Genomic DNA, 26,459 nt, shown 5'->3' with positions numbered 1-26,459 from the left:
CGTGCCCATGGCGTTCCACGCCCAGCCAGCCGGAGGGCCCAAATCGCCGGGTCTCGCTCACCGTCCTCCTGCTCCTTGAGCCGGACGTGCGCAACACAACGCCGTATCGGCAGTCCCGCGGACCATTTCCCACACGACAAGGCGGCAGCGCGAAGCGCAACGCCGCAAGAAAAAGCCGGCGCAGAAAAACTGCACCGACTTCAGCATACCATAAACCAACGTTACTGTTGCTTGACGTGGATCCGATTGACAGCCCGCTGCAAGGCGACTTGCGCGCGCCGGGCGGTGTCCTTGTCGTGCTTCGCTTCCGCCGCCGCGATGGCCTTCTCGGCCCGCTCTTTGGCCAGCTGCGCCCGACTCAGATCGATCGTCCGCTGCCGCTCCGCCGAATCTGCAACGATGGTGGCCACGTTGTTCGAAAACTCCATGAACCCGCCATTGACGGCGATGTGGTTTTCATGATCCAAGCCATCGACCCGCTGGACCCGCACTTCGGCGATTCTCAACGGGGCAATGATCGGCTCGTGATCCTTCATGATCCCGAGTTCGCCATCAATCGCATTGACGATCAGCAGGTGGGCATGGTGGTCATAAACGACACCATCAGGCGTCACGATCTTGACGGTGATTGCATGGGATAAATCTTCCGCCACGAGTGTCCCCTCCTACTTTTATTGTGCAGCGGCGGCCTGTTGGCCAGACTGAGCTGCATCGTCAGTTGCTGGCGCTGTTCCGTTCTTCGGCTTGTAACCCAGCTTGGCGGCTTTCTTCGGCACGTCCTCGATGGGGCCGACGGACCGGAAAGCTTCTTCCGGATAATCGTCGAACTTGCCATCCAAGATCTCCTTGAAGCCGCGCACTGTGTCCTTGACGGGCACATAAGCACCGGGCAGACCGGTGAACTGTTCAGCGACGAAGAAGTTCTGGGACAGGAAGAATTGAATCTTCCGGGCCCGAGATACGATCAGCTTTTCTTCATCGGACAATTCATCCATCCCCAAAATGGAGATGATGTCTTGCAGTTCACGGTAGCGTTGCAGAACATGCTGGACCTGAGTCGCGACATCGTAGTGCTCTTGGCCGACGATCTCGGGATCCAGCGCTGACGAGGAAGACTCCAGCGGGTCCACTGCTGGGTAAATGCCTTGCTCGGTCAAGCGCCGCTCCAAGTTCGTGGTGGCGTCCAAGTGGGCGAATGCCGTCGCCGGCGCCGGGTCAGTGTAGTCATCGGCCGGGACATAAATGGCCTGAATCGAAGTGACTGATCCTTTTGACGTCGACGTAATCCGTTCCTGCAGCTGGCCCATTTCAGTCGCCAACGTCGGCTGATAACCAACGGCAGACGGCATTCGGCCCAGCAGGGCAGAAACTTCAGACCCGGCTTGGGTGAACCGGAAGATGTTGTCGATGAACAGCAGCACGTCCTGGCCCTCCACATCCCGGAAGTACTCGGCCAGAGTCAGCCCCGTCAGGGCCACCCGCATCCGCGCACCAGGCGGTTCGTTCATCTGACCGAAGACCAGCGCGGTCTTCTCCAGAACGCCGGACTGCTTCATTTCGAAGTAGAGGTCGTTCCCTTCCCGGGTGCGTTCGCCGACCCCGGTGAAGACAGAAATACCGTTGTGTTCCTCGGCAATGTTATGGATCAATTCCTGAATCAGGACGGTTTTGCCGACACCGGCACCGCCGAACAGGCCGACCTTCCCACCCCGCAGGTAGGGGGCGAGCAGGTCAATGACCTTGATCCCGGTTTCCAGGACTTCGGACGTGGTGCTCAGTTCGTCATACTTGGGCGGCTCCCGGTGGATCGGATCCCGGCGGAAGTCCGCAGGGAACGGCTTGCCGCCGTCGATAGGCTGACCCAGGACGTTGAATACCCGGCCCAGCGTTTCTTTCCCCACCGGGACAGAAATGGGACCGCCGGTGTCCGTCACGGACATACCGCGCTGCAGGCCGCCGGTGTCTTCCATCGCGATGGTCCGCATCACGCCGTCACCGAGCTCCAGAGCGACTTCCAAGACGACGGTCGTGTTGCTGTTTTTGTTTTCCACTGTTAATGCATTGTTAATGTCCGGCAATGAATCATCAAGGGGAAAAGCCACATCGACAACAGGGCCGATGACTTGGACGATTGTACCTTCACTCATTCGTTTGTCTCCTTTCCCATCTTGATTATTCTAGTGCCGCGGCGCCACCGACGATTTCGGTGATCTCCGTGGTAATCTGGGCCTGGCGGGCCCGGTTCAATTGCGTTGTCAAGCTGCTGATCAAGTCGTCCGCGTTATCGGAGGCTGACTTCATCGCCGTCATGGATGAGGCGTGTTCCGCCGTTTTAGCATCCAGGATAGCGCCGAAGATCAGGCTTTCGGCGAATTGGGGCAGAATCGTGGCGAGCACGACGGGCAAGGACGGGTCCGTGATGTACGCCGTCGTGACCGGCGCTGCGGTATCGTCCTCTTCTGCCTCGATGTCGTTGATCGGCAGCATTTTCTCCACTCGGAAGGCACTGCTCAGCGAATTGATATGGTGGTTGTAGCACACATATAACTCGTCGAATACACCGTTGTCGTACATGGTGACCGCTGTGGACAAGATCTCCCGAATCTCATCGAATGTCGGGATATCACTGATGCCCCGATATTCATAGATCAGGTTCATGTTGTTGGTCTTGAAGAAATCAGCGCCCACGCCGCCGACAGCCATAATCGCGTAATCCGAGCCCTTGGGGTCGTGGTCTTGGCGGATCATGTCCAGCATCCCCTTGAGGATGGTGCTGTTATAACCGCCGACCAAGCCCCGATCGGAAGTGATGACCAGATAACCGGTCTTCTTGACCGGCCGCTGGACCATCAACTCGCTGAGGTTGATCCCCAGTTCTGCGGCCAAAGGATTCGGCGTCACATTGCCGACTTCTCCGGCCTGAGCCAGCAGCTGGGCGTTGGCCAAGTGGGTCACGATGGACCGCACTTTGTCCGCGTAGATTTGGTAATCCGTGGCCCGCTGCTGAATGCGATTCAGCTTTGCGCCGGATACCATCTGCATGGCCTTAGTAATCTGCCGGGTACTTTTTGTGGAAGCGATCCGTCGTTTAATATCAATGGATGAACCTGCCATCAGTCAGTACCCCCCTTTACTTTGCGGCACTCGTGGATTTGCTTTGGCTGCCATTCACAGCAGCAGCTTCCTGATCGGGTGTCTGTTTCTTCGTGGAGAACCCATCGGCGAATTCCTTGACGGCATTCTCCAAGGTATCATCCTTCGGCAAGTCGCCGGTCTCCCGAATACTCTTCAGAATATCGGCGTGGGTGCCATCGAAGAAAGCAAAAAGTTCAGATTCGAACCGCAGAATATCGTCTACGGGGACACTGTCCAGATAGCCATGAACCAAGGCGTACAAAATCACGACCTGCTTTTCAACCGGCAGCGGTTTATGCAAGCCCTGCTTCAAGACTTCAACAGTGCGCCGGCCCCGGTTCAGCTTGGCCTGCGTTGCCGCATCCAAGTCGGACCCGAACTGGGTGAAGGACTCCAGCTCCCGGTAAGAAGCCAAGTCCGTCCGCAGCGTCCCGGAAACTTTCTTCATGGCCTTGATCTGAGCCGCCCCGCCGACCCGGGAAACAGAAGCCCCGGCATCGATGGCTGGCCGCGTCCCGGAGAAGAACAGGTCACTCTCCAGGAAGATCTGACCATCCGTGATGGAAATCACGTTAGTTGGAATGTAAGCTGAAATATCCCCAGCCTGGGTCTCGATAATCGGCAGTGCGGTCATCGAACCGCCGCCCAGCTTATCCGAGAGCTTCGCCGACCGCTCCAGCAGCCGGGAGTGCAGATAGAAAATATCCCCAGGATAGGCTTCACGACCAGGCGGACGACGGAGCAGCAAGGACAGTTCACGGTAAGCGACCGCTTGTTTGGACAAGTCATCGAACACGATCAACACGTGTTTGCCGTTATACATGAATTCCTCGCCCATCGCCGTGCCGGCGTATGGTGCGATGTAAAGCATCGGGGCCGGTTCAGACGGACCAGCTTCGACGATGATGGTATAATCCAGCGCACCGAACCGCCGCAGTGTTTCCACTTGGGCGCGAACAGTGGACTCTTTTTGGCCGATGGCGACGTAGATACAAATCATGTTTTGACCCTTTTGGTTCAAAATTGTATCAATCGCGATCGACGTCTTCCCGGTTTTCCGGTCACCAATGATCAGCTCCCGCTGACCACGGCCAATCGGGACCAGGGCATCAATGGCTTTCAACCCGGTTTGCAGCGGTTCCGTCACGGACTGCCGCTGCATGACCCCCGGCGCCGGGGATTCAATGGGCCGGCTCTTGTCCGTCTTGATGGCGCCTAAACCATCGACGGGCTGACCCAGCGGATTGACGACCCGGCCGATCATGGCGTCCCCGACAGGAACTTGCATGATCCGTCCGGTCCGCTTCACCCGATCACCTTCGCGAATATCATCGAAGGCCCCCAGGATAATGATCCCGACATCGTTTGTTTCCAAGTTTTGGGCGACCCCGTAACTGCCATTGCTAAATTGCAGCAGCTCGTTACTCATGGCGTTTTCCAAACCGGTCGCACGGGCGATACCATCGCCGATGTAAGTGACAGTACCCACTTCATCGACCTGTAAATCATCTTGATAATTTTCTAGTTGTTTTTTGATCAGAGCACTGATTTCCTCAGCTTTGATGCTCATTCAATTCACCTCTCTTGCGACCATTACGCTTCTGCCGTCAAGGCCGCTTTGATATCAGCCAGGCGGCGGACAATGCTGCCGTCTAACACAACGTCATGGACCCGGACGGTCACTCCACCGATGAGGGCGGGGTCTTGGTGCAGATGCAGATGGACCGTTTTGGCGCCAAACCGCTTGGCTAAGGCAGCAGACAGGGCCTGCTGCTGATCCGCGGTCAAGGCCACCACGCTGGTCACGTGCGCCTCGATAATTCCTTGGTCGGCATCATAGAGGTGTTCGTAAGCCTTGACGATATCCGGCATGTCTACCATGCGCTTGTAATCGAAGACCATTTGCAGCAGCGTTTGCGTTTGGGCAGAAAACGGCTTTTTTAAGTTCTCCAGAATCGGCTGTTTCTCCAGGAGAGAAAGCCGGTTGTCCGTCAAGATTTGACCTAAATCGGGCTGGTCCGCGAAGACTTGCGCCAGCGCTTGTAATTCGGTGAGCGTCTCCGCGGCATTGCCCCGCTCTTTGGCCAACGCGAGTAAAGCACTGGCATAGCGGGTCCCGACTGTACTCCTATCGAGTTTGGCCATTATTGTTATCCAATCCCTTGATGTACGAGTCGATCAACTGTTGGTGAGCGCTGGCATCCAACTCTTTGTTAATCAGCTTGCTGGCGATCTGCACGGACAAGTCGGCAATGTCGTCCTTCGCGTGGGCCAAGGCATCTTGGCGCGCCTGGGCGGCATCTTTTTCGGCCTGTTTCTTCATTGTCTCTGCGTCCGTATGGGCTTGCGCAATGATCTGGTCCTGCTGCGCACTCCCTTGCTGCTGGGCTTTAGAAATAATGGCGACGGCTTGGTTCTTAGAATCGGCCAAGGCCGCGGCCGTTTTCTTCTGCTGCTCTTCAGCCGTTTGGCGCGCACTCTGGGCGTGGTCAATGTCATCGTTGATCTTATTGCGCCGTTTTTCCATCATATCGTTGACGGGATTCCAGGCAAAGTGACCGACGGCAACCAACAGCACTGCGAAGAGAATGAGGTACCACAGCAAGTCGCCGGTGTACAGACCGGTGGTTGCTAATATCACTTCATTAGCCAATCACACACACTTCCCTTCGTCTAAGTTCGTTGCCAATGAGTCAGACAAAGAGGATCAGCAACGCAACAACGACGGACAGGATCGGCACGGCTTCGATCAAGCCGACACCGATAAACATCAGTGTCCGGAGAGTACCAGCGACTTCCGGTTGGCGGGAAATGCTTTCCACCGTCCGAGAAATAACCAGCCCGTTACCAAATGAAGCAGCCAGGGCAGCTAAGCCCGCGGCGACAGAAGCGGCAATATATTGCATGTAAGTTCCTCCTAAATTGAAAGTCTATTCTTGTTCCAGCTTGCGGGACATGTACACCATAGCCAACGTCACAAATACGTAAGCCTGGATGGAACCGATGAACACCGAGAAGCCCTGCCAGATCAGTTCCAGCGGGATGGCCCCGATGAAGCTGATGGCCCCCATCGACATCGCAAATTGATGAATCAGGGTGAGCAGGACCTCGCCAGCGAAGATGTTACCGTAAAGCCGGAGAGCTAAGGTCAAGAAGTTCGTGAACTCTTCCAATAAGTTGATTGGCAGCAGGAAGGCAAATGGCTTCGTATAATTGCGCATATATCCGCCAAAACCAAATTTTCTTATTGAGAAGTAGTGGGTCAACAGCAATGTCATTAAAGCTAACGACATGGTGATGATCGGGTCTGCCGTCGGTGACCGGAACCAAGTCAAGTCACCGGCCTTCACTTCGATGGCCAAGCCAAGCTGGTTGGACATGAAGACGAAGAGAAACAGGACGAACGCATATAAACGGAATGGCTGCGCTTCGTCGCCAGGAATCGCGCTATGTACGATACCATCGGTGAAGTCCATCATCCATTCGATCAGGTTCTGCTTCTTGGTGGGCCGAAATTGCGGCTTGCGGGAAAGCCAATAGACCAATCCGAACACGATCAGGGCCGCCACCAGACCGGAAATATCGTTGGTCAGGTTGAAATGCAAACCCCAGAGCTGCACGATTGGGTATTTGTCGTCCACGTTGTGACCTCCTTTCCATGATGGTTAACGGAGAACCCGCATGACGATGGTCTCCGAAACACACTCGCTATATTAACACCGGGGAAATGAAAATACAAAGCCAAGCAGCGGTAAAAAGCGCTTCCGAGACGGTCAAACACCCGCCCCGGGAGCATTTTCAAAATGAAAATTTGCAATCGGCCGGTCCTGTATTTTCGTTTCTCGCCGTACTTACTTCGTACCGAAGAGGCGGTCGCCAGCATCGCCCAGACCTGGGACGATATAGCCGTTCTCGTTCAAATGGTCATCCAGTGCCGCGGCATAAATATCCACGTCGGGGTGAGCCGCTTGGACAGCCTTGACCCCTTCCGGCGCCGCAACCAGGACGACCAGCCGCATGTGGGTGGCGCCCCGCTTCTTCAGTGCATCAATCGCCATATTGGCCGAACCGCCGGTGGCCAGCATTGGGTCGACGATGAACAGCTCGCGCTGGTCAATATCTTCCGGCATCTTGACGAAGTATTCGTGGGGCTTCAAGGTCTTCTCGTCCCGGTACATACCAATGTGGCCGACCTTGGCCGCCGGAATCAATTCCAGAACGCCGTCGACCATGCCCAGACCGGCGCGCAGGATGGGAATGACCGCCAATTTCTTACCAGAAAGCTGTTTCTGGGTGGTCTTGCCCATGGGAGTCTCGATCTCGACGTCCTCGAGCGGCAGGTCCCGGGTGATTTCATACACCATCAGCTCAGCAATTTCGTTGGCCACTTCCCGGAATTCTTTGGTACCGGTGTTTTTATCCCGAATAATGGTCAGCTTATGCTGAATCAACGGGTGATTAAGAACAGTAAACTTGCTCAATGTGATTGTCCTCCTTGCTATTGTGTTCATTTTACCACGCTCTGGTGCCTGCTTTACCGAGTAATGGGAAATGCGGCGGTCAAGTTGAATACTTGCCCGCGGATGTCATCCAACGCCGCGCGGTCGTCCCGCTGGCGAATGGCTTGGACGATCCATGCCGCGACTTGGCGGCACTGGTCTTCTTTGAAGCCGCGACTGGTCACCGCCGCTGCCCCGATGCGCACACCGCTGGTCTTGAAGGGACCGTTTTTCTCCCCGGGAATCGTATTCTTGTTCAGGGTGATGGCAATGCTGTCGCACAAGTCTTGGACATCCCGGCCCGTCACCCCCAGCCCGGTCACATCCATGAGGAAAAGATGGTTGTCGGTACCGCCGGAGATCACCCGCAGTCCGTCCTGGGCATTACAGTAATCCGCCATGACGGCCGTATTTTTGATCACTTGGTCAATATACGTCTTGAACTCAGGCTGCATCGCCTCGTGGAGGGCCACCGCCTTGGCGGCGATAACGTGCTCCAGCGGCCCACCCTGGGTCCCGGGGAAGACCGCAGAGTTGATTGCCCGCCCGTATTCTGCTTTTGCCAGAATGAGGCCGCCCCGCGGACCGCGCAAGGTCTTGTGGGTCGTGGTGGTGACCACATCGGCATACGGTACCGGGCTGGGATGGGCCCCCGTCGCGACTAAGCCGGCGATGTGGGCCATGTCGACCATCAGGTACGCCCCGACGGAATCCGCAATTTCCCGGAACTTGGCGAAGTCGATCGTCCGGGCATACGCGGACGCCCCAGCAACGATCATCCGCGGCCGGATCTCCGCCGCCAGCGCCGCCACGGCATCATAATCGATCCGCTCAGTGACCGGATCAACCCCGTAACTGTGGAATTCATAGGTTTTACCAGAGAAGTTCACCGGCGAACCGTGGGTCAAGTGCCCGCCGGCCGTCAAGTCCATCCCCAGCACCTTGTCCCCCGAGTGCAGAAAGGCGCGGTACGCCGCTTCGTTGGCCTGGGACCCGGAATGGGGCTGAACATTAGCATACTCGGCGTGAAACAAGGCTTTCGCCCGATCGATGGCCAGGTTCTCCACCACGTCGATGTATTCACAGCCGCCGTAATACCGGTGGCCGGGATAGCCCTCGGCGTATTTGTTGGTCAGCACGGAGCCTTGGGCCGCGCGTACGCCCTGGGAAACGATGTTTTCAGAGGCAATCAATTCAATGTTATGCTGCTGCCGGTCTTCTTCTTGGTGGACAGCGGCCCATAGGTTGCGGTCTTCATTTTCGTACGCTGGTGTCGTCATGGGGTTTTCTCCTCACGTGAATGGAACAGCAATGTTAATCGAAATACTGCAAACCGGCAGCTTTCTCCAAGCGGTTCATATACGCCAGGCCTAAGCCGTCCGGGGTGAAGCCCTGGGCTAAGATGATCTTGATCTCCGGGTTCAGGTCGAAGTAGCGTAAGCCGTCAAAGAGCCGGTGGGTGGCGGATTCCACGGAATCCCCTAGGGAATACTGAGACTTGAAACGCACGGTGCTTTGCTTCTGGAGCACAGCGTCGGTGGCCAGCAGCCCCACCGGCCCCTTGGTCTCTGCCCAGGCAATCGCCTTGGCAAAGTCGGCCGGATCACGGACGATGATCACTTGGGCGTTGGGCGCGTAGTGCTTATATTTCATTCCGGGTGCCTTGGGCACCTCGTTGGCCCCCACCTTGTGGCTGTTGATCAGTACTTTACCGATGATCGGTTCCAGATCATGAATCGACACAGCACCGGGCCGCAAGATCACCGGCGGGACCACCGACATATCGACGATCGTCGACTCAACGCCCACCTTGGTCGGCCCGTCGTCCAGCACCGCGGCAATCTTGCCGTTCAGGTCGTGGAGAACATGATCGGCAGTGGTAGGACTGGGCTTGCCCGACGTATTGGCGCTGGGGCCGACGATGGGCACGCCCGCTTGGCGGATGATTTCTCGAGTCAGTTTATCTGCCGGGTTGCGGAAGGCGGCCGTACGCAGACCGCCCGTGACTTCCTTGGGCAGCGTACCCGGCTTCACCGGCAGGACCAAGGTCAACGGACCCGGCCAAAAGCGGTCAAACAGGGCCTGGACCTTCGGCGTGATGCCGGCAGCATACTGGGCCACCTGGTCGGGTCCCGAGACGGTCACGATCAGCGGATTATCGCTGGGCCGGCCCTTCGCCGCATAGACTTGCTTCACAGCTGTGGGGTTGGTGGCATCCGCCCCTAGGCCATAGACCGTTTCAGTGGGAAAGGCGACCAGCTGGCCGGCCTTGATCAACTCCGCGGCTTGAGCCACTTGATCAGGATTCAAACGTAACGTTTCCACAATAACTATCCTTCTTTTCTAACAGAATCAACGGCGTATACCGCCCGGACCATACGCGGCTGCCCGGCCAGGTCGTTCTTGGTCTGGACATGCCAGGCAGCATCGGCGGCGAAAAGGGCGGTCAGCGCAGTGCGTTGGCGGTAGCCGTGTTCGAGAAATAATTGGCCATCCGGTGCGAGATGGGCCGGGGCAGTCCTGATCAACGCTTGGTACATGGCCAGGCCGTGGTCCGGGGCAAACAGGGCAGTGCTGGGTTCATATTGCTTCACCGACCGGTCCATCACTGCCAGTTCGTCCCAGCTGATGTATGGCGGGTTACTGATGATTGCCGTGAAGCGCTGATCGCCCAGCGGAGCCAGGAGGCTGCCTTGGCGGAATGTGATGCGTCGGGGCACCAGCCGGTCCGCATTCGCTTGGGCTACTTCCAGGGCCCGCGGCGAGACATCGGTGGCGGTGACCTGCCAGCGGGGCCGGGCGTGCGCTACTGCAATGGCAATCGCACCGGAGCCGGTACCGATATCGGCGATGCGCACCGGAGCGTTGGCCGGCAGAGAATCCAGCAGCCAGGCCACCAGTTCTTCCGTCTCCGGCCGGGGAATCAGCACCCCCGGGGCAACGTGCAGCGGTAAGCCAGCGAACCAGGCTTGGCCCACGATGTACTGGGCCGGCTCCGCCGCCAGCAGCCGCTGGGCATCCCTGGCCAGCTGTGCGGCTAGCGACGTTGATATCGTGTTCCGCAAGTGCAGCAGGAGGTCGGTATTCGTCCAGTGCTGCCGGGCAGTCAGCACATACTCTGCCCCGCCGGGGTCAAGACCCTTCGCACTCAGTGCCCCGCGCACCCGCCGCAGCCAATCGTTGTACGTCTCAGGCGACGCCATCTTGCAGATGCTCCAGCTTATCGGCCTGGTCGTGCACGATGAGGGCGTCAATGATCTCATCCAGCTCGCCGTTCATGATGCGATCCAGCTTGTTCAGCGTGAGGCCGATGCGGTGGTCGGTGACCCGGTTCTGGGGATAATTATACGTGCGGATCCGCTCGGAGCGGTCGCCGGTACCGACGATGCTCTTACGCTTCTCGTCGTACTCGTCCCGGTTCTGGGTCTCGTAGAAATCGTAGACCCGAGAACGCAGGATCTGCATGGCCTTCTCCCGGTTCTGCTGCTGCGAACGCTGGTCCTGCATGGCCACCACGATACCGGTGGGAATATGGGTCATCCGCACGGCACTGGAGGTCTTGTTGATATGCTGGCCGCCGGCCCCAGAGGAGCGATAGACATCTGTGCGAATGTCTTTGGGGTCCAGCTTGAAGTCGATGTCGTCATATTCCGGCATGACCGCCACGGTGGCTGTGGAGGTGTGGACCCGGCCAGCAGATTCCGTCACCGGCACCCGCTGGACCCGGTGGGCCCCATTTTCAAACTTCAGCTTGGAATAAACGTTCTCGCCGGTAATCATCGCCGCGACTTCCTTGAAGCCGCCCACGTCGGTGCGGTTCTCATCGACGATTTCGAAGCTCCAGCCCTGGCGCTCGGCGTATTTCTGGTACATCGAGAGCAGGTCAGCCGCAAACAAACTGGCTTCGTCGCCGCCGGCGGCACCGCGAATTTCCATGATGATGTTCTTATCATCGTTGGGGTCCTTCGGCAGCATCAAAACCAGCAGCTCGTGGTCCAACTGCTCCTTCTCCTTCTGGAGATTGGCCAGATCTTCCTTGGCCAGGTCGGCCATGTCGCTGTCGTCGGTGTCGCTCAAGACTTCTTTACTTTCTTCAATATCGTGCAGGACCTCTTTGTAGTGCTTGTACTTCTGCACCACTTCCCGCATGCTGCCTTCTTCTTTGCTGACCTGCATATACCGTTTGGTATCGTTGATCACTTCTGGGTCAGCCATCATTTCTTCTAGTTCGTCGTACCGTTGCAGCACGCCCTCTAGCTGGGCGATGATTTTATCCATCGATGTCTTCGCTTCCTTCAATTTTATCTAACGAGGGGTGGAAATAGTGATAGCGGCAGACCGGGTAGTATGACTCGTTGCCGCCGATCATGATCTGCTCGCCTTCATACACCGGACGGCCGTCATGGATGCGCAGATTCATGATCGCCTTGTGCCGGCAGAACCAGCAGATCGTCTTCATTTCTTCAATCTTGTCCGCATACAATAGAAGGTACCGGGACCCCTCGAACAGCTCATTGCGGAAATCGTTCTTCAACCCGAAGGTCATCACCGGGATCCCCAGCGTGTCCACGATCTTGCAAGCCTGCAGGACCTGGGCTTTTTTGAGAAATTGGGCCTCGTCGATGAGCACACAGGCCGGCTTGATCGGTTGGGCATCGGTAATACTGAAGATGTCGGTGTCCTCCAGGATCGGCAAAGCCGAGCGGTGCAAGCCAATGCGGCTGGCAATGACGCCCTCCCCGCTGCGGGTATCCAAATGACTGGTCATCAGCACCACCGGTTTGTTCTGTTCTTCATAATTGTGTGCCACCTTCAGGATCTCGATGGACTTGCCGCTATTCATTGCCCCATAGCGAAAAAACAACTGGGCCAACACAGCCACCCCCATTATTCGTATCGTCTAAATCTCTACCAGTATAACGGAAAGCACGCCAGCAGTGAAGGCAGACCCGGTCAGAAGTCCCCCCGTCAGGCCGGGCGTATGGTAAAATAGCCAAGGTACGTTTGACCAAAAAAGATAGGTGGCAAAAACAGATGAGCATTCGGGACAAGTTCGCAATCACAGTAGGAAAGAGCGCCCATTGGTTCCTGCATACATTTAGAAATGGCGGCAGTTCTTTCCCGGGCAAGCTGGCAGACCGGCTGGCGCCCAACGCCCTGGCAGCACTGGGCAAAGATTACGACACGATCATTATCACCGGGACGAACGGCAAGACTTTGACGACTGCCCTCACCGTGAAGGCACTGCGCCAGAAGTACCCCGATATTCTTTCTAACCCCACCGGTTCCAACATGTTCCAGGGCATTCTGACAGTCTTCATGGCCCACCGCCACCACGGCAGTGAGAAAGGCTTGGCCGTCCTGGAAGTGGATGAAGCCAACGTCGCCCACGTGGCCGCCCAGCTGCATCCGAAGATGTTTGTGATGACCAATATCTTCCGGGACCAAATGGACCGCTACGGCGAAATCTACACCACTTACGACAAGATCCTGGCCGGCGTTAAATTGGCGCCCGAGGCCACCATCGTCGCCAACGGTGATGCCCCCATCTTTAATTCTAAGGATCTGCCGAATCCCAAAGTATATTACGGGTTCAACCTGCCCAGCGAAGGCGATACCCGGGCCGACGTGAACACCGACGGCGTCCTCTGCCCAGTGTGCGACCATATCCTGCACTACCACTTCAACACCTACGCCAACCTGGGGGATTATTTCTGCCCTCATTGCGGTTTCCACCGCCCAGACCTGAAGTACACCGTGAACGCCGTCAATACCCTGCTGCCCACCAAGTCCCAGTTCGACCTGGACGGCCACCCGGCGACGATCAACATCGGCGGGATGTACAACATTTACAATACGCTGGCGGCCTACACCGTCGCCCGGGAATTCGGCGTGGCTGGCGACACCATCGTCGACGCCCTGGCCGGCGACGAAACCGTCTTTGGCCGGCAAGAAGTGATCACCGTGGACGGCAAGCAAGTGACCATCATCCTGGTCAAGAACCCCGTCGGTCTGAATCAAGTCCTGACAATGATCAAGAACGATCCCCAGCCCTACTCCCTGGCGGTTCTGTTGAACTCGAACTATGCGGACGGAATCGATACCAGCTGGATCTGGGATGGGAAGTTCGAAGACTTGGATTACGCCGCCATGCCCGCCGTCATCGCCGGCGGCCACCGGCACAAGGACATCGCGCTGCGGCTGAAGGTAGCGGGCGTGGCCGACGACCACCTGCAAGTGGCCGACAACGTCACCGACGCCATTCCGCTGATCAAGGCGATTCCCAATGACCGCATCTACGTCTTGGCGACGTACACGGCGATGTTGGCGCTGCGTAAGGCTTTGGCGGATCAGAACTATGTGACCCAGAAGCTGGTCAACAAGTAGTCTTCAATTATTACCGTCAGAAAAGGCTGGACCATCGTGCACAGTGCAAGCTGCAGTGTGCGGATGGTTCAGCCTTGTTTTGTGTTTGGAATTCGCTGGGCCCGGCGATTTGGGCCCTCCGCCAGGGGGCCTGGAACGTGGTGGGCACGGCTTTAAACCTTTTGGCAAAAAGCGCCAAAAGTCTTAAAGACCGGCCTTGGTCTAAGCGGGCAAAGAGCGCCCGCTAAGACCAACTTCACCACTGAGGTTCCCTGGCTCCGGGCCCAAATCGCCTACATCCTTGCCGATCGTGAAATTCTTCGTACCAGGACACAATCCCAGGAGGCGTAACCCAAACTTTATCCTTCCAGGGAACTGCGAAATGACCATGGAAGAGGCTGCCAAGGTTTTGTATCGCACGGGACTGTTCCGGTCTCCGAGAATGTAGGGTGACGAAGGGCGGAGCAGATTGGGGGCTCAGTGGTGGAAACTGCACGAAATCTTGAGCGTTTTTTGCTCAAGATTTCGATGCAGTTAGGTGTGTTTGAGACCGTGCTCTTTGCGGGCTCAAACCGCCGTCACCACGTTCCAGCCCCCAAGCTGCGGAGCCCGTAGTCACCCGGGCCAGAGACAGTTACCTACCCACCGGCTAGCTGTCGATTTCTGCCAGCCAAGTGTTCAGAATCAGTTCCCGGTCGGCCAGGAAACGGTCGTTGTGGCCGTTGGGGTAGACCCGGTTGGTGAGGACGATCAGGCCTTGCTGATGCTGCCGGTCCAGGGCAATGAAGGTGCCTGTGAAGCCTGTGTGGTACAGGACCGGCGTGCCTGCCGGGGTGTAGCGCAGATCCCAGCCCAGTGACCGCTGACCGTGGTGCGGGGCCCAGTCGTGCCACAGCGGCACGAGTGTCTCTTGAGCCACTGGCGGGTCCGCTGGCGCCCACTGACCGAGATACCACTGGGCAAAGCGGACCAGGCTAGGCAAGTCGCTGAATAAACCGGCAGAACCGCTGTGGGCGCCAAGCACCCGGCTCTTGGGATCGTGGACGATACCGGCAAAGTTGCGGCCGGTTTGGCGATTGAACAACGTGGGCACTGGCAGGGTCGGTTGAAAAGAGGCGCCGCTCAACCCCAGCGGAGCCAAGACCCGCGTGGCAATCAAATCGTGGATCGGTGCCCCGTACAATTTCTCCAGCACAAAACCGGTGTCCAGCAAGTTCGTGTCGCTGTACACCGGTTTCTGCTCAAAAGCCGCCGTGACCGGCAAGTGCAGGATAGCGTCCCGTAACGCCGGGGCTGGCAGTGCGTCACGGTGTGGAATATACCCGGCAATGCCCGAGGTGTGCGTTAATAAATGCCGAAATGTTACCCGGCGGTCCGTTACGCTGGGCAAGAAATCAGCCACGGGGCTGGCCGGTGTCAACAACCCATCTTGAACCGCCTGTAAAAACACCGTCAGTGTACCCACCACTTTGGTCAAGGAGGCCAGATCATACTGGGCATTGGGCGTCAGCCGTTCCGGCGCAGGATACCAGGCGGCCTGACCCAGCACGTTGGCGGCGACGGCGTCACCGTCCATCAGGGCATAAGAAACACCTGGGACAACGTGGGCTGTCACCAGGCGTTGAATCAATGTTTCAGTCGGCTTCATGCTAAGGCAAACCAGAGGTTGATACCGTTGGGATCCGTTACTTGCAAATAATGGAATTGACCATTGTACTCATAATCTTTGAATCCTTGGGCGTCCAAATTCGTGCGCAGCAGGTCCATGGCAGCTTCGTTAGGCAGGACAAAGTTGACGTAGTCTAAGCCGTAGGTGTCCCAAGCAGGCTTGGCCAAGGTATCATCGTCGGTCAGGTTGATGCCGATATGGTGGTGGTAATCACCCGCGGCCAGGAACAGCTGCTTCGGGTCGGCGTCATCATTGACTGCGAAGCCCAATCCTTTCTCATAGAACCGCGCCGTATCGGCCAGGTCGTTCACCCGGAATTGGACGTGGCCGATGGAGACGCCGGCGGGGGCGGAATTGTACTTGCCGTTTTGGTGCTTCAAAATAGCTTCTTGGTCAGCCTTGACTGTCTTTTCTTTCTTCCAATCAATAGCGTTCGGCGTCCGCCATTGGGAAGCCGACTTGTCGTAGGCAAACTCCACGCCGTTGCCCTCGGGATCATGAATAATGAAGGTCTGCGAATAGGCATTCTCGTAAAGGCCATTGATGACGATGCCGTTGTCGAGCATATGCTGCAGCGCGGACCCCAGTGTATCCCGGTCCGGCAGGAGAATCGCCATATGTTCCAACCCGGCGGTGGGTTTCTTGGCTTTGTGCCCGCTGATCTTATGCAGTGTCACCAGCACCTCCTGATTCTGCCGCGTGCCCAGGTATGCAAGCTGCTCTGAACGTTTCAATAAGTCCAACCCGGCGATTTGGCTATAGAAATCCACCATCGCCTGCAAGTCTTTGACCTTCAAGGCGACGAAGCGAATGCGGGTCTCCTCGGCAATGCTGAACGAAGCACCGGTTATTTTACTGGCCATTGATTCCAGTCCCTTCTTGGTACGATTGTCATAATCCAATTGTGCGTGAACGCGGCGCAGAATTCAAGCGTGCGGCTCGATTAGTCACCGGTTTAAACAATAAGAAAGGCCCCGCCCACAAGAAAAGGCGGCCCTCTGCACGACGGTCGTCTTTTCTGCCCTGTTGTTGTTCTATCCATCCATCATGGCCTTCGCCAAACGACGGTTTAGACGTAATCAATGCCGCCGTCCACCACGATTGTTTGACCGGTGATGTAGTCCGACTTGCTGCTGGCCAAGAATGACACCAGTCCGGCCACGTCTTCGGGCTGCTCGCCCCGGCCCAGCGCGATGCCGTCGATGAACTTCTGCCGCGATGCGCCGATGGGCACACCGTGAATCTCGCTCATCCGCTTGTCGATGAGATCCCACATCGGGGTGAGCACGATACCCGGCGCATAGCCGTTCACCGTAATGTGATCCTTCGCCAGTTCTTGGGCGGCCGCTTGGGTCAAACCGCGAATTGCAAACTTCGTCGCGGAGTATGGTCCAAGCAATTCGATCCCTTGGTGGCCGGCGATGGAGCTGGCGTTAATGATTTTCCCGCCGCCCTGCGCCTGCATGATCGGGGTCACGGCTTTGATCCCGAAGAACACGCTGTTCACATTGATGCGGAAGATGCGTTCGAACTCTGCCGTGGTCGTCTCCTGAATCGTGGCGACCAAGGCGATCCCCGCATTGTTGACGAGCACGTCAATCGTCGGGAACTGCTTATGGGCCGTCTCTACCAGGTTCTGGAACGACGCTTCGTCAGAAACGTCGGCCACGACGGGCAGGCTGTCCACCCCCAGGGCTTTGATTTCCTCTGCCACAGAAGCCGCCGTTTTTTCGTTCAAATCGCCGACGACCACGTTGAATCCGTCTTTCGCCAATTGCAGCGCGATACCGCGCCCGATCCCCTGACCGCCCCCGGTCACGATTGCTGTCTTTGCCATGAAAATTCCTCCAATTCCTTTTTGGGTGATTTCAGAATAGCACGACACTGGCACGGTTGAAAGCGATAACACTCGTTCTGAAACAACTTGGACGATTCGCCAAAAATGGGTCAAACGAGGTGGCAAAAATTGATGGCAAAAATTGTCGGATCTTGTGTATTTTTGCCTAATACACCATGCAAAAAGAGCACCCCGCCGTCTATGGCCAGGTGCCCTTTCTTCACTGCATTCCTTACGACGGCTCGGCCATCGCCAAGTTGCCGGTGAATTGACTGTTGTACAGATCGGCGTAGAACCCATTCTTGGCCAGCAGGCTCGCGTGCGTCCCCGTCTCCACCACGCTCCCGTGGTTCATGACGATGATGTTGTCTGCGTCCTGAATGGTCGACAGCCGGTGGGCCACCACGAAGCTGGTCCGCCCTTGCAGCAGGCGCTCCATGGCGTGCTGGATGTGCAGCTCGGTACGGGTATCGACGGAACTGGTCGCTTCATCCAGAATCAAGATCTCCGGATCGGCGACGAAGGCCCGGGCAATCGTCAGCAACTGGCGCTGCCCCTGGGAAATATTGCTGGCCTCTTCGTTCAATACTGTATCGTAACCTTTAGGCAACTGGCGGATGAAGCTGTCTGCGTGGGCCGCCTTGGCCGCAGCAAAGACTTGCTCATCCGTGGCGTCTTCGCGCCCATAGCGCAGGTTGGCCATGATCGTCCCGGTGAACAGCCAGGTATCCTGAAGGACCATCGCGAAGTGACTGCGCAGGTCCTCCCGCTTGATGTCCCGGGTATCGGTGCCGGCCAGGCGAATAGAACCGCCGTTGATGTCGTAGAAGCGCTCCAGCAGGTTGATAATCGTCGTCTTGCCGGCCCCAGTCGGCCCGACAATGGCAATCATCTGCCCAGGATAGACGTTCAGGTTGAAGTCGCTCATCAGTTGGGGCTTGCCGACATAACCGAATTTAACGTGTTCCAGGGCAATCTTGCGCTTGTCGTCTGGAATCGGGGCCACATCAGACTTGGTATCCGTCATTTCCGGCTCGTCCAAGACCTCAAAGATCCGCTCCGCCGACGCAATGGTCGCTTGGATGGTGTTCGCTAAGTTAGCAAGTTGAGAAATCGGCTGAGAGAATTGCTGGGTGTATTGCAGAAAGGCCTGCACGTCCCCCAAGCTGACCTCACCGTTGGCGACGCGAATACCGCCGAAAATGGCAACGAAGACGTAGCCCAGGTTATTAACGAAGTTCATCAGCGGCATGATGATCCCGGAGATCATCTGTGCCTTCCACGACGCGTTGTACAGCCGGGTGTTTTCTTCTTCGAACTGGCTGATGGTCTCGGCCTCGTGGTTAAAGGACTTGTTCACAATGTGGCCGCTATAGTTTTCTTCAATCTGGTCGTTCAAAAGCCCCAAGGACTTCTGCTGCGCCGCGAAGAACTTCTGCGACCGGGGAGCCACGATGCCGACGACGATCAAACTCAGCGGAATCGTTAACAGGGCAATCCCCGTCAAGGCCCAGCTAATGGTAATCATCATCCACAGCGTGCCGACAAACATGACGATACTGGTAATCGCCTGGGTAATGTTCTGCTGCAGTGTACCGGCGATGTTATCCATATCGTTGATCGCCCGGGACATAATGTCCCCGTTGGGATGCGTATCGTAGTACTGCACCGGCACCCGGGCCATCTTGTCCTTGAGGTCCCGGCGCAGGCGATAAACCGTGTCCTGGGACACTTGGGTCATGATGAATTGCTGCAGGAAACTGAACAGCGCAGAGGCCAAATACATCAGCAAAACGGTGACAATAATCGTCTGGATCTTGCTGAAGTCGATGGGGAAGGTGTTGATGTTCATCCCCGCCTTCTGCTCAGCGGTGCCCTTCATGACGCCCTTGAAGATCTCGGTGGTCGCTTCACCCAAGATTTTGGGTGTCCGGATCTGGAAGATCTGGGAAACGATGGCCAGGATCACGACAGCCGAGAAGGCAATGGCGTGGGGCTTCATGTAGCCCAAGAGCCGCCGGGTGGTCCCCCAGAAGTTCTTCGGCTTTTCTTTCACGCCCATGCCGCGCATGGGCCCATGACCCGGGCCGCCGGCCGGTCGGCGAGTGCTCTTGTTATCACTCATTAGTCGTATCCCCTTTCCGAATCTGCGAGCTGACGATTTCTTGGTAGGTCGTGTTGTTCGCCATCAGCTCGCTGTGCGTGCCGCGGCCCACCATCTTGCCGCTGTCCAGGACAATGATCGTGTCCGCATCGGCCACTGTGGAGACCCGCTGGCCGACGATCACGACGACGCTGTCCTGCATCTGGGGATCTTCTTTCAAGGCGTGGCGCAGGTTGGCGTCGGTCTTGAAGTCCAGGGCAGAAAACGAATCGTCAAATACGTAAATACTGGCTTTCTTCACTAACGCTCGGGCAATGGCCAACCGTTGTTTCTGACCACCGGAGAAGTTGTTCCCGCCTTGTTCCACGACGGCGTCCAATCCGGCGGGCAAGCCCTTGACGAATTCTGTCGCCTGGGCAATGTCTAACGCATGCCAAATCTCGTCGTCCGTGGCGTTCTCGTTACCATACTGCATGTTGGAACGAATCGTACCGCGGAACAGCATCGACTTCTGGGGGACGAAGGCAACATGCTCGTGGAGCGCGGCCAGGTCCCACTTTCTCACATCGGTACCGTTCACGTTGACACTGCCCTTCTCCACGTCGTAGAACCGCGGAATCAGGTTGACCAGCGTCGTCTTGCCGGAGCCAGTGCCGCCGATGACAGCCACCGTCTGACCCTTCGTCATGCGGAAGTCCACCCCGACCAGCGCCGGGTTCTCGGCTTGGGCATAGCGGAATTGAACGTTGTCAAATTGCGCCTCGGCTTCCGGTGTTGCTGGCGCGGTGGGTTGGGCCGGCGATTTCAACGTCGTCTCGGCATCCAATACTTGGTTGATCCGGGTTGCACTGGCTTGTGCCCGAGGCACGAAGAAGAACACCATGGCGAGCATCATGAAGCTCATCAAAATCTGCATCGCGTATGTAATGAAGGCGATCATATTCCCGGTCTCCATGGATTGCTGGGCAATGCGCTGCGCGCCGAACCATACGATACCGACGTTGGTGCCGGACATGATCAAAGTCACGAGCGGAAACATGACGGCAATAATGGAGAAAACCATCCGGGCATTGTGGGTGTAATCCTTGTTGGCGACATCGAACCGGTTCTGTTCGAATTCGTCTTGGCGAAAGGCCCGGATGACCCGCACACCCGTCAACCCTTCCCGGAAGATCAGGTTCAAGCGGTCCGTCTTCGTCTGCATCTTACGGAACAGCGGGACGGCGAAGAACATCACAACGCCCATGACGAGCACGAGCAGCGGAATAACGACCAGGAAGATCCGGGTCAAATACGCATCCTTCTGGTAAGCCAGGAAGCTGGCCCCAATCAAGGTAATCGGTGCCATGATCATCATCCGGAGCATCATCATGGTCACGTTTTGAATCTGCATGACGTCGTTGGTGTTCCGGGTAATCAAAGAACTGGTGCCAATCGCGTCGAATTGGTCATTGGAATAAAACATGACCTTATGGAACAAATCACTGCGCAGATTTTGGCCAAGTTTTTGCGAGGCGCGGGAAGCGAGAAAGACGTTCCCAATCGCCATCAAAATAAATACCGCCGTCACTAAGAGCATACGGCCGCCGGTGGACCAGATATAGCCGACGTTACCAGCGGCGATCCCGTTGTTGACGATGTCCGCTGTCAAGTTGGGCAGATACAACTGGGCAATGACCTGGCCAGTCATGAACAGCAAGGCCCCCAGGATCTGCCACCCGGACATGCGGGCTTTCATTAGTTTGAACATTAGCTTTCCTCCTGTGCATTTTGCTTCTCGACGCCGTATTGCAGCCAATCGATCATCAGCAGCATGTTGCTCATGTATTGATCAGCGGTCCGACGGGGAGCTGTTGCCGCGTGGGTGAAATAGCGGGCAACATTCTGGGCAAAGATACCGAACAGCATGTGAACGAGGGTGAGGAGCTGTTCCTCGTTGGCCACATTCAAGCGTTTGGCATCCACCATGCCCGACCAGTTTGTCGACGGCCGGTGTTCTGCCCGGTACCGCCGCGTCCAGTCCTCATCCATCTTAGCCGTGCCCCGGTAGTTGAACCCAGTGAACAGCGTCCGAAAGAAATCCTTCTGGGGACCGGCGATGACTTCCTTGAAGCCCGCCACGGATAACTCCCGGGCGGCCGCAAACAAGTCGCCCTGATGGCGGCGCAGCGTGCCCTCAGTCCGGGCCACCCAGTCTTCCCGCATCTGACTCAGCAGGTAGAAGTACAGGTCCGTTTTGTCTGCGAAGTATTGGTAGAAACTGCCCCGAGAGATCTCGGCCAGCCGCACGATGTCGCTGACCGCCGCTTGGTCCAAACTGGCGTGGGAAAAAACAGTCAGTCCGGCCGTGATCAGCCGCTGGCGTTTGGTCTTGGGTAAATTGAAAAACGTTTGGGTGGGCACCCCGCCGCCTCCCTTTCTCAATGTGACATTATATACCAAAAATGACACATCGTCATATGACAATGTGTCATTATAGACCCTTCAGGGAAAAAATCAATCAGTAATCTGCTCGGTTTCCTTCAAAAATTTGTTCAAATCCCGAGCACTCGTCAAATTCACCGCTTCCACGCTGGTTCGGCCATCTTCCACACTGACTAGGCTGACGCTGGTGTTGTCTAGCAAATGCCCGTCAATGGCACTGTGGTCGAGACCATACAAGTAATTACTGAGGGCCAGCCCGGAAGAAACGATCAGAATATTGCCGTCACCGTTCTCGTCTGAGATGCGCCGCATCGTCTGCTGCATCCGCTGCTGCAACGCTTGATAGTCTTCAGCTTGGTCGGTGTCATCCAGGGCGGCGAAGGAGTTGGTCAGAGCGACCACATCCCCTTCGCCTTGATACATCCGCCGCGCGGTCTTCAGGCCGTAGCGGCGGACCACCTCGATGAAGATGCGGCGGGCGGATTCGCCTTCCAGCGCCCCGAAGTACATTTCGCGCAGACCAGTGGTCACGTGCATCGGAGTGTCCGGGTGCTTGTCCAGAATCAGCCGACAGGTGACCTGCTGCCGTTCCAAGTCGCTGGTGTAGGCCGATACAAAGTCCACCTTGCGCAGCATATGGCTGAGCTGACGGGCGGACCGCAGCCCATCGGCCGTCAGAGGCGAATCGATCCACCCTTGCATCTTATCCTGCGCATTCAGCTCGGTCTGCCCGTGACGGACGAGGAATAATAGCTGCTTCGCCATAATGTCACCTGTTCCTTTCTGCGATTACGTTAACTGAATTCTACCATAATTGAAGGTGGGAGAAAAAACACCGGTCGGAAGGCGGAAAAGACAGGCTGCGGAGTAAAGAAACGCGGCTAGCGGATTCAGCATGCCCCCACCGGCCGGTCCGCTAAAAACCGGCCCAGGATGGTCCATCAATGCATCATCGCCACTGCCCCGCCCCGGTATGCCGTGGGGGAATCACCGAAATGCTTTTTGAATACCAAACTGAAGTAATTAGGATCTGCGTACCCGCAAAGGTGACCAATGACCTGACTTTTTTCGGTGGTCTCAAGCAATAGCCGCGCCGCTAAATTCATTCGAAAATCCGTGAGGTACGTGATAAACGACACCCCGGTTTCCCGTTTGAAAAGTGTGGAGAAATAGGAACTGGACACGCCCAACGCGGCACAAATATCTTTCAGCCCCAGCTCTTCCTCCTGGTAATGCGCCCGCACATACGCTTTGGCCTCCCGCATCATCGTCGTCGACGTAGTGTCCCGGGCGGCGGCCAGCTGCCGGTGGAGAGCCAAGCTGGTGGCCGATAGCCACTGATGCAGAGAGGCAGGAGAATTCTCCGGCAAGGACTGATACAGGCCCTTGAGGTTATCCGTCAACCCGGCGACCCGCAGCCGGTTGTTGGCCGCAAATCGGTACAGGGAGCTGATGAGCTCATTGACCACCACCGTGTGCTGATTCATCCCCGTGGCGGTCGTCTCCAAGTACGCCAGATACGTCGCCACAGCTCCTTCGATCGCCGTCGCCGGCCCCAAGTGGATCTGCTTGAGCAGGGCGGCCAGCGCAGTGTCGGCGACCGGACTGAAGTCGTCGCGCTCCTCGGGTACCAATTCTTTCATGTTGATCACCTTGCCGGAACCATAAAGACTACGGTAAGACACGGCTGTACGGGCACTGCGGTACGCTTGGGGCAAGTCCAGCGGGTCCGCCACGACAGTGCCCACACCCACCGTGACATAGGCCTCTAGCTGTGCTTTGACTTCTTGGCAGAACCGGTCCGCATCGTCGGTCAGTGTCCGCCCCGCCGCGGTGTTCCCCAGCTGCACCACCAGCACCGTGTTACCCAAGTAAGAAAAAGCCGCGGCCGACCACAACGTGGCAAAAAATGTCCGGGACTTCTCCAGCACCTGAGTGCGCACCAGCATCGGGTCCGCACCGGCCGGCAGCTGTTTCGTCGAAGTGTGTACCACCAGAACCGTGTAATACGGTCCTGGCAGATCAATTTGGTAGTCCCGCTGGTAGGTGTGCAAACTGGACCGGTCGATCTGGCCATCGATCAGTGCAGCGTAAAAACTGGCCTGCATGACCGGCAGCGACTGCTTGTAAAATTGCTGCAAGGCCGTCCAATTCGCCGCCTGGACATTGCGCTGCTGTAATGTCTGGTGCAGCTGAACAAACGTCCGGCGCAGCACGGCCGGATCTTCCGGCCGGGTCAAAAATGCGGATACCCCCAAAGTAATGGCTTCCTGCGCCGCCTCAAAATGTCCCTCCGGCGCCAAAATCACGAACGCGGTGTCCGCCGCCGCAGCCTTAGCCCGGCGAATCAACGAGAGACCGCTCCCCTCGGCCAAAGCCAGTTCCGTCACAACAACGTCCGGCCTTTCTGTTTCAATCACCGCTAACGCCTGTTTTTCAGAAGCCACCGTACCCGTCAGACTGTAGCCCAACGCGGCCCAATCCAGTAAAGCCGCCATGGGCGACTCCGCTGGTGTTTTCTCCACGAATAACACGCGATATGCTGTCATCGAATGACCTACTTTCCTGATTGTTTACCGATAATCGGCTGAGTAAGGGATAGTGTATCCCTGAAATACTTACTACTCTATCAGTGAAAGCGCTCCATTGAAAGCAAAACGGCTTGGTACCGGGTGGACAGAACGTGACAGGTGTCAGGCTTGCCCTGCGGAAGAACAAAAAAGCCGCGGCTCCAGGCCGCGGCAAACCGTGTCACAACTCACTTCTTCTGAACGTACTTCAAGGAATCCAAGGTCACGGCGATGAGGATGATCACGCCGGAGAAAACGAACTGCAGGTTGGTATCGATTCCGAGGATGGTCAGCGCATAAGTCAATGCGGTGAAAATCGTGACACCGACCACCACGCCGGAGATCTTACCAATACCACCGGTGAAGGATACGCCGCCGACAACACAGGCCGCAATGGCGTTCATTTCCCAGCCTTGGCCGTATGCGGCGGAGCCGGAACCGACCATCCGGGCACATTCGAGCCAAGAGCCGAACCCATAGAGGACCCCAGCGAAGATGAAAGCCCCCAAAGTGACTGCAAATACTGAAATACCAGAGACCGCGGCGGCTTCCGGATTACCGCCAACCGCGTACAAATTCTTGCCGAACCGGGTCTTATTCCAAACAAACCAAGTCACAGCAATGGCTAAGATGGCCCAGAGAATGATCGACGGGAACCCGCCAATCTTCGGAATGATCATGTTAGGAATGGCCGGATCAATGGCCCCGAACGAGACGCCCTTGGTCGCATAAGTGACCAGTCCGAAGATGATCAACGTGTTGGCCATGGTTGAAATGAAGGGGTGCATCTGGAAACGGGCGGTGAAGAACCCGGCAATCGTCGTGAAGAAAGTACTCAAGACAATACAGGCCACCAGGGCCAAGATTACCCTGGGCCACAACCCCCATTTGGAGAAATCAAACGTAATGCCAAACACGGAACCGGTATTGATGCCTTGGTGCATGATGATCGTGGCGGCGGTCATCCCCATGCCGACCATCCGGCCGATGGATAAGTCGGTCCCCGTCAACAGGATCAAGCCCGCTACCCCCAAGGCCAGGAACATCTGCGGGGACGCCTGCTGAAGGATATTTAAGACATTGTTGTAAGTCAGCAGCGACGTGCCCTTAATAATCGGGGTAATGATGGCCAAGATAATGAAGACGATGATGATGGCAATGTACAAGCCGTTGCGTAACAGGAAGTCACGCCGATTGAACGTGTACCGGTAGTTTTCCCACCGTTGGGCCATGTTTTCTTGGAAAGAGAACTTGGACATGCGCAAGAGGTCCAGCAAGTGATACTGATAAACGAATGCCGCGTGCTGGCGGTCTTTGATTTGGCGCATGCGGGCCTGGTAGGTCACTTTGGCATCGAACAGCTTGTTCTTGTGAACGTAGTTTTCTTCCTTGATCTCAGCCCGATCCGAAAGACCGCTGACCGTCTGTTTGTGCTCAGCATTGAGGGCGGCCAGCTGCTCCTCATACGCCTTCTTAGCCACCACTTTTTCTTCCTCACAGCTCTTGACGACGTATTGATAATAGTCCTTGTCGTAATGGGCCTTGAGATAGCTTTCTGCCTCGGCAATCAGCTGGGCCACTTGTTCCTTGTTCTGATTTTCCACCTCCCGGGCGCCGATCAGGGCTTGTTTATCCGCCTTGATGACGTCATCCCGTTCAGTTTTGGTCAGGCTTTTGTCCCGCTTGGTCGCTTCGATATGGCTGTTGAGACTGATGACCCGGTCCGTCCCGTCCTGCCGCAGCGCGTTGACTTGGCTCTGGATTTTGCCGATGGCGTCATCAATGGGCTGCCGCAGCTGCTGTTCGGCCTCAGGGGTGAGAATGTTGGTATCTGCCATGAGTGTTGTTCTCCCTT

Annotated in this window: 24 protein-coding genes; 1 reads left to right on the top strand and 23 read right to left on the bottom strand. The window is 56.7% G+C overall.

All coding sequences use genetic code 11. The annotated features are described in order from the left end of the window. Positions 1-221 precede the first annotated feature (221 nt). The 14 genes from L248_RS00480 to L248_RS00415 all read right to left on the bottom strand — a co-directional run bounded on the left by L248_RS00480 (position 222) and on the right by L248_RS00415 (position 12,507). The gene (locus L248_RS00480; protein WP_022528052.1) at positions 222-653 is read right to left on the bottom strand and encodes a F0F1 ATP synthase subunit epsilon; all 432 of its coding nucleotides are present in this window, start codon (positions 651-653) and stop codon (positions 222-224) included. A gap of 18 nt (positions 654-671) precedes the next feature. Beyond that, positions 672-2,147: a F0F1 ATP synthase subunit beta gene (gene atpD / locus L248_RS00475; RefSeq protein WP_022528051.1), complete on the bottom strand. Its 1,476-nt coding sequence runs from the start codon at positions 2,145-2,147 to the stop codon at positions 672-674. 25 nt (positions 2,148-2,172) lie between these two features. Further along, a complete protein-coding gene (locus L248_RS00470) occupies positions 2,173-3,114 on the bottom strand; it encodes a F0F1 ATP synthase subunit gamma (RefSeq protein ID WP_022528050.1) in 942 nt (313 codons plus the stop codon). 16 nt (positions 3,115-3,130) lie between these two features. Further along, positions 3,131-4,705, bottom strand: a complete 1,575-nt coding sequence (atpA, locus tag L248_RS00465) for a F0F1 ATP synthase subunit alpha (RefSeq protein WP_022528049.1) — start codon at positions 4,703-4,705, stop codon at positions 3,131-3,133. 23 nt (positions 4,706-4,728) lie between these two features. Then, the gene (gene atpH, locus L248_RS00460) at positions 4,729-5,280 is read right to left on the bottom strand and encodes an ATP synthase F1 subunit delta (protein WP_022528048.1); all 552 of its coding nucleotides are present in this window, start codon (positions 5,278-5,280) and stop codon (positions 4,729-4,731) included. Then, complete coding sequence (gene atpF, locus L248_RS00455) at positions 5,264-5,788, bottom strand: F0F1 ATP synthase subunit B (protein ID WP_040534123.1); 525 nt, start codon at positions 5,786-5,788, stop codon at positions 5,264-5,266. Before atpF ends, atpH begins: the two co-directional genes overlap by 17 nt. A 40-nt stretch (positions 5,789-5,828) precedes the next feature. Continuing rightward, complete coding sequence (gene atpE, locus L248_RS00450) at positions 5,829-6,041, bottom strand: F0F1 ATP synthase subunit C (RefSeq protein WP_022528046.1); 213 nt, start codon at positions 6,039-6,041, stop codon at positions 5,829-5,831. A 24-nt stretch (positions 6,042-6,065) separates the two neighbouring features. Further along, positions 6,066-6,776: a F0F1 ATP synthase subunit A gene (atpB, locus tag L248_RS00445; RefSeq protein ID WP_022528045.1), complete on the bottom strand. Its 711-nt coding sequence runs from the start codon at positions 6,774-6,776 to the stop codon at positions 6,066-6,068. A gap of 210 nt (positions 6,777-6,986) precedes the next feature. Next, positions 6,987-7,616, bottom strand: a complete 630-nt coding sequence (gene upp, locus L248_RS00440; RefSeq protein WP_040534122.1) for a uracil phosphoribosyltransferase — start codon at positions 7,614-7,616, stop codon at positions 6,987-6,989. Positions 7,617-7,669: 53 nt separating this feature from the next. Next, positions 7,670-8,914 (bottom strand): serine hydroxymethyltransferase, encoded by a 1,245-nt coding sequence (locus L248_RS00435; RefSeq protein WP_022528043.1) that lies wholly within the window; start codon positions 8,912-8,914, stop codon positions 7,670-7,672. Positions 8,915-8,948: 34 nt separating this feature from the next. Beyond that, positions 8,949-9,959, bottom strand: coding sequence for an L-threonylcarbamoyladenylate synthase (locus L248_RS00430; RefSeq protein ID WP_022528042.1), 1,011 nt, complete (start codon positions 9,957-9,959; stop codon positions 8,949-8,951). Between the two features lie 5 nt (positions 9,960-9,964). Next, the gene (gene prmC / locus L248_RS00425; protein WP_022528041.1) at positions 9,965-10,837 is read right to left on the bottom strand and encodes a peptide chain release factor N(5)-glutamine methyltransferase; all 873 of its coding nucleotides are present in this window, start codon (positions 10,835-10,837) and stop codon (positions 9,965-9,967) included. After that, positions 10,824-11,912: a peptide chain release factor 1 gene (prfA, locus tag L248_RS00420; protein ID WP_022528040.1), complete on the bottom strand. Its 1,089-nt coding sequence runs from the start codon at positions 11,910-11,912 to the stop codon at positions 10,824-10,826. The genes prmC and prfA overlap by 14 nt, the downstream gene beginning before the upstream one ends. Further along, entirely contained in the window at positions 11,905-12,507 is a 603-nt protein-coding gene (locus L248_RS00415) for a thymidine kinase (protein ID WP_040534121.1), read from the bottom strand. The genes prfA and L248_RS00415 overlap by 8 nt, the downstream gene beginning before the upstream one ends. A 161-nt stretch (positions 12,508-12,668) precedes the next feature. Here L248_RS00415 and L248_RS00410 point away from each other — a divergent pair, with 161 nt between their 5' ends. Next, on the top strand, positions 12,669-14,021 hold the full coding sequence (locus L248_RS00410; RefSeq protein WP_022528037.1) for a Mur ligase family protein: 1,353 nt from the start codon (positions 12,669-12,671) through the stop codon (positions 14,019-14,021). Between the two features lie 628 nt (positions 14,022-14,649). Here the strand turns inward: L248_RS00410 and L248_RS00405 are convergent. From L248_RS00405 to L248_RS00365, 9 genes are all read right to left on the bottom strand, one after another. Continuing rightward, a complete protein-coding gene (locus tag L248_RS00405; protein ID WP_022528036.1) occupies positions 14,650-15,648 on the bottom strand; it encodes a serine hydrolase domain-containing protein in 999 nt (332 codons plus the stop codon). Continuing rightward, entirely contained in the window at positions 15,645-16,532 is an 888-nt protein-coding gene (locus tag L248_RS00400) for a VOC family protein (protein WP_051999807.1), read from the bottom strand. Before L248_RS00400 ends, L248_RS00405 begins: the two co-directional genes overlap by 4 nt. Before the next feature lie 206 nt (positions 16,533-16,738). Continuing rightward, the gene (locus L248_RS00395) at positions 16,739-17,506 is read right to left on the bottom strand and encodes an acetoin reductase (RefSeq protein WP_022528034.1); all 768 of its coding nucleotides are present in this window, start codon (positions 17,504-17,506) and stop codon (positions 16,739-16,741) included. 232 nt (positions 17,507-17,738) lie between these two features. Continuing rightward, the gene (locus tag L248_RS00390) at positions 17,739-19,631 is read right to left on the bottom strand and encodes an ABC transporter ATP-binding protein (RefSeq protein ID WP_040534120.1); all 1,893 of its coding nucleotides are present in this window, start codon (positions 19,629-19,631) and stop codon (positions 17,739-17,741) included. After that, positions 19,624-21,360 (bottom strand): ABC transporter ATP-binding protein, encoded by a 1,737-nt coding sequence (locus L248_RS00385; protein ID WP_022528031.1) that lies wholly within the window; start codon positions 21,358-21,360, stop codon positions 19,624-19,626. The genes L248_RS00390 and L248_RS00385 overlap by 8 nt, the downstream gene beginning before the upstream one ends. After that, positions 21,360-22,013, bottom strand: coding sequence for a TetR/AcrR family transcriptional regulator (locus L248_RS14985; protein ID WP_051999806.1), 654 nt, complete (start codon positions 22,011-22,013; stop codon positions 21,360-21,362). Before L248_RS14985 ends, L248_RS00385 begins: the two co-directional genes overlap by 1 nt. A 93-nt stretch (positions 22,014-22,106) precedes the next feature. After that, positions 22,107-22,799 (bottom strand): histidine phosphatase family protein, encoded by a 693-nt coding sequence (locus L248_RS00375; protein ID WP_022528029.1) that lies wholly within the window; start codon positions 22,797-22,799, stop codon positions 22,107-22,109. Positions 22,800-22,975: 176 nt separating this feature from the next. Continuing rightward, complete coding sequence (locus L248_RS00370; RefSeq protein WP_040534119.1) at positions 22,976-24,583, bottom strand: helix-turn-helix domain-containing protein; 1,608 nt, start codon at positions 24,581-24,583, stop codon at positions 22,976-22,978. Positions 24,584-24,792: 209 nt separating this feature from the next. Further along, entirely contained in the window at positions 24,793-26,442 is a 1,650-nt protein-coding gene (locus L248_RS00365; RefSeq protein ID WP_022528027.1) for a galactose/methyl galactoside ABC transporter permease MglC, read from the bottom strand. Positions 26,443-26,459: the final 17 nt, after the last annotated feature.

This window comes from Schleiferilactobacillus shenzhenensis LY-73 (assembly GCF_000469325.1).
Lineage (GTDB): Bacteria > Bacillota > Bacilli > Lactobacillales > Lactobacillaceae > Schleiferilactobacillus > Schleiferilactobacillus shenzhenensis.
Note: the sequence above shows the minus strand (reverse complement) of the source record. Positions and strands in the feature narration are given on the sequence as shown.

Coding starts and splice junctions, on each gene's coding strand:
- atpH (WP_022528048.1), bottom strand. CDS start 5,280: ATGGCCAAACTCGATAGGAGTACAGTCGGGACCCGCTATGCCAGTGCT.
- prmC (WP_022528041.1), bottom strand. CDS start 10,837: ATGGCGTCGCCTGAGACGTACAACGATTGGCTGCGGCGGGTGCGCGGG.
- atpD (WP_022528051.1), bottom strand. CDS start 2,147: ATGAGTGAAGGTACAATCGTCCAAGTCATCGGCCCTGTTGTCGATGTG.
- prfA (WP_022528040.1), bottom strand. CDS start 11,912: ATGGATAAAATCATCGCCCAGCTAGAGGGCGTGCTGCAACGGTACGAC.
- L248_RS00410 (WP_022528037.1), top strand. CDS start 12,669: ATGAGCATTCGGGACAAGTTCGCAATCACAGTAGGAAAGAGCGCCCAT.
- L248_RS00405 (WP_022528036.1), bottom strand. CDS start 15,648: ATGAAGCCGACTGAAACATTGATTCAACGCCTGGTGACAGCCCACGTT.
- atpE (WP_022528046.1), bottom strand. CDS start 6,041: ATGCAATATATTGCCGCTTCTGTCGCCGCGGGCTTAGCTGCCCTGGCT.
- L248_RS00370 (WP_040534119.1), bottom strand. CDS start 24,583: ATGACAGCATATCGCGTGTTATTCGTGGAGAAAACACCAGCGGAGTCG.
- L248_RS00375 (WP_022528029.1), bottom strand. CDS start 22,799: ATGGCGAAGCAGCTATTATTCCTCGTCCGTCACGGGCAGACCGAGCTG.
- L248_RS00435 (WP_022528043.1), bottom strand. CDS start 8,914: ATGACGACACCAGCGTACGAAAATGAAGACCGCAACCTATGGGCCGCT.
- L248_RS00470 (WP_022528050.1), bottom strand. CDS start 3,114: ATGGCAGGTTCATCCATTGATATTAAACGACGGATCGCTTCCACAAAA.
- L248_RS00365 (WP_022528027.1), bottom strand. CDS start 26,442: ATGGCAGATACCAACATTCTCACCCCTGAGGCCGAACAGCAGCTGCGG.
- L248_RS00400 (WP_051999807.1), bottom strand. CDS start 16,532: ATGGCCAGTAAAATAACCGGTGCTTCGTTCAGCATTGCCGAGGAGACC.
- L248_RS00395 (WP_022528034.1), bottom strand. CDS start 17,506: ATGGCAAAGACAGCAATCGTGACCGGGGGCGGTCAGGGGATCGGGCGC.
- L248_RS00385 (WP_022528031.1), bottom strand. CDS start 21,360: ATGTTCAAACTAATGAAAGCCCGCATGTCCGGGTGGCAGATCCTGGGG.
- L248_RS00390 (WP_040534120.1), bottom strand. CDS start 19,631: ATGAGTGATAACAAGAGCACTCGCCGACCGGCCGGCGGCCCGGGTCAT.
- atpA (WP_022528049.1), bottom strand. CDS start 4,705: ATGAGCATCAAAGCTGAGGAAATCAGTGCTCTGATCAAAAAACAACTA.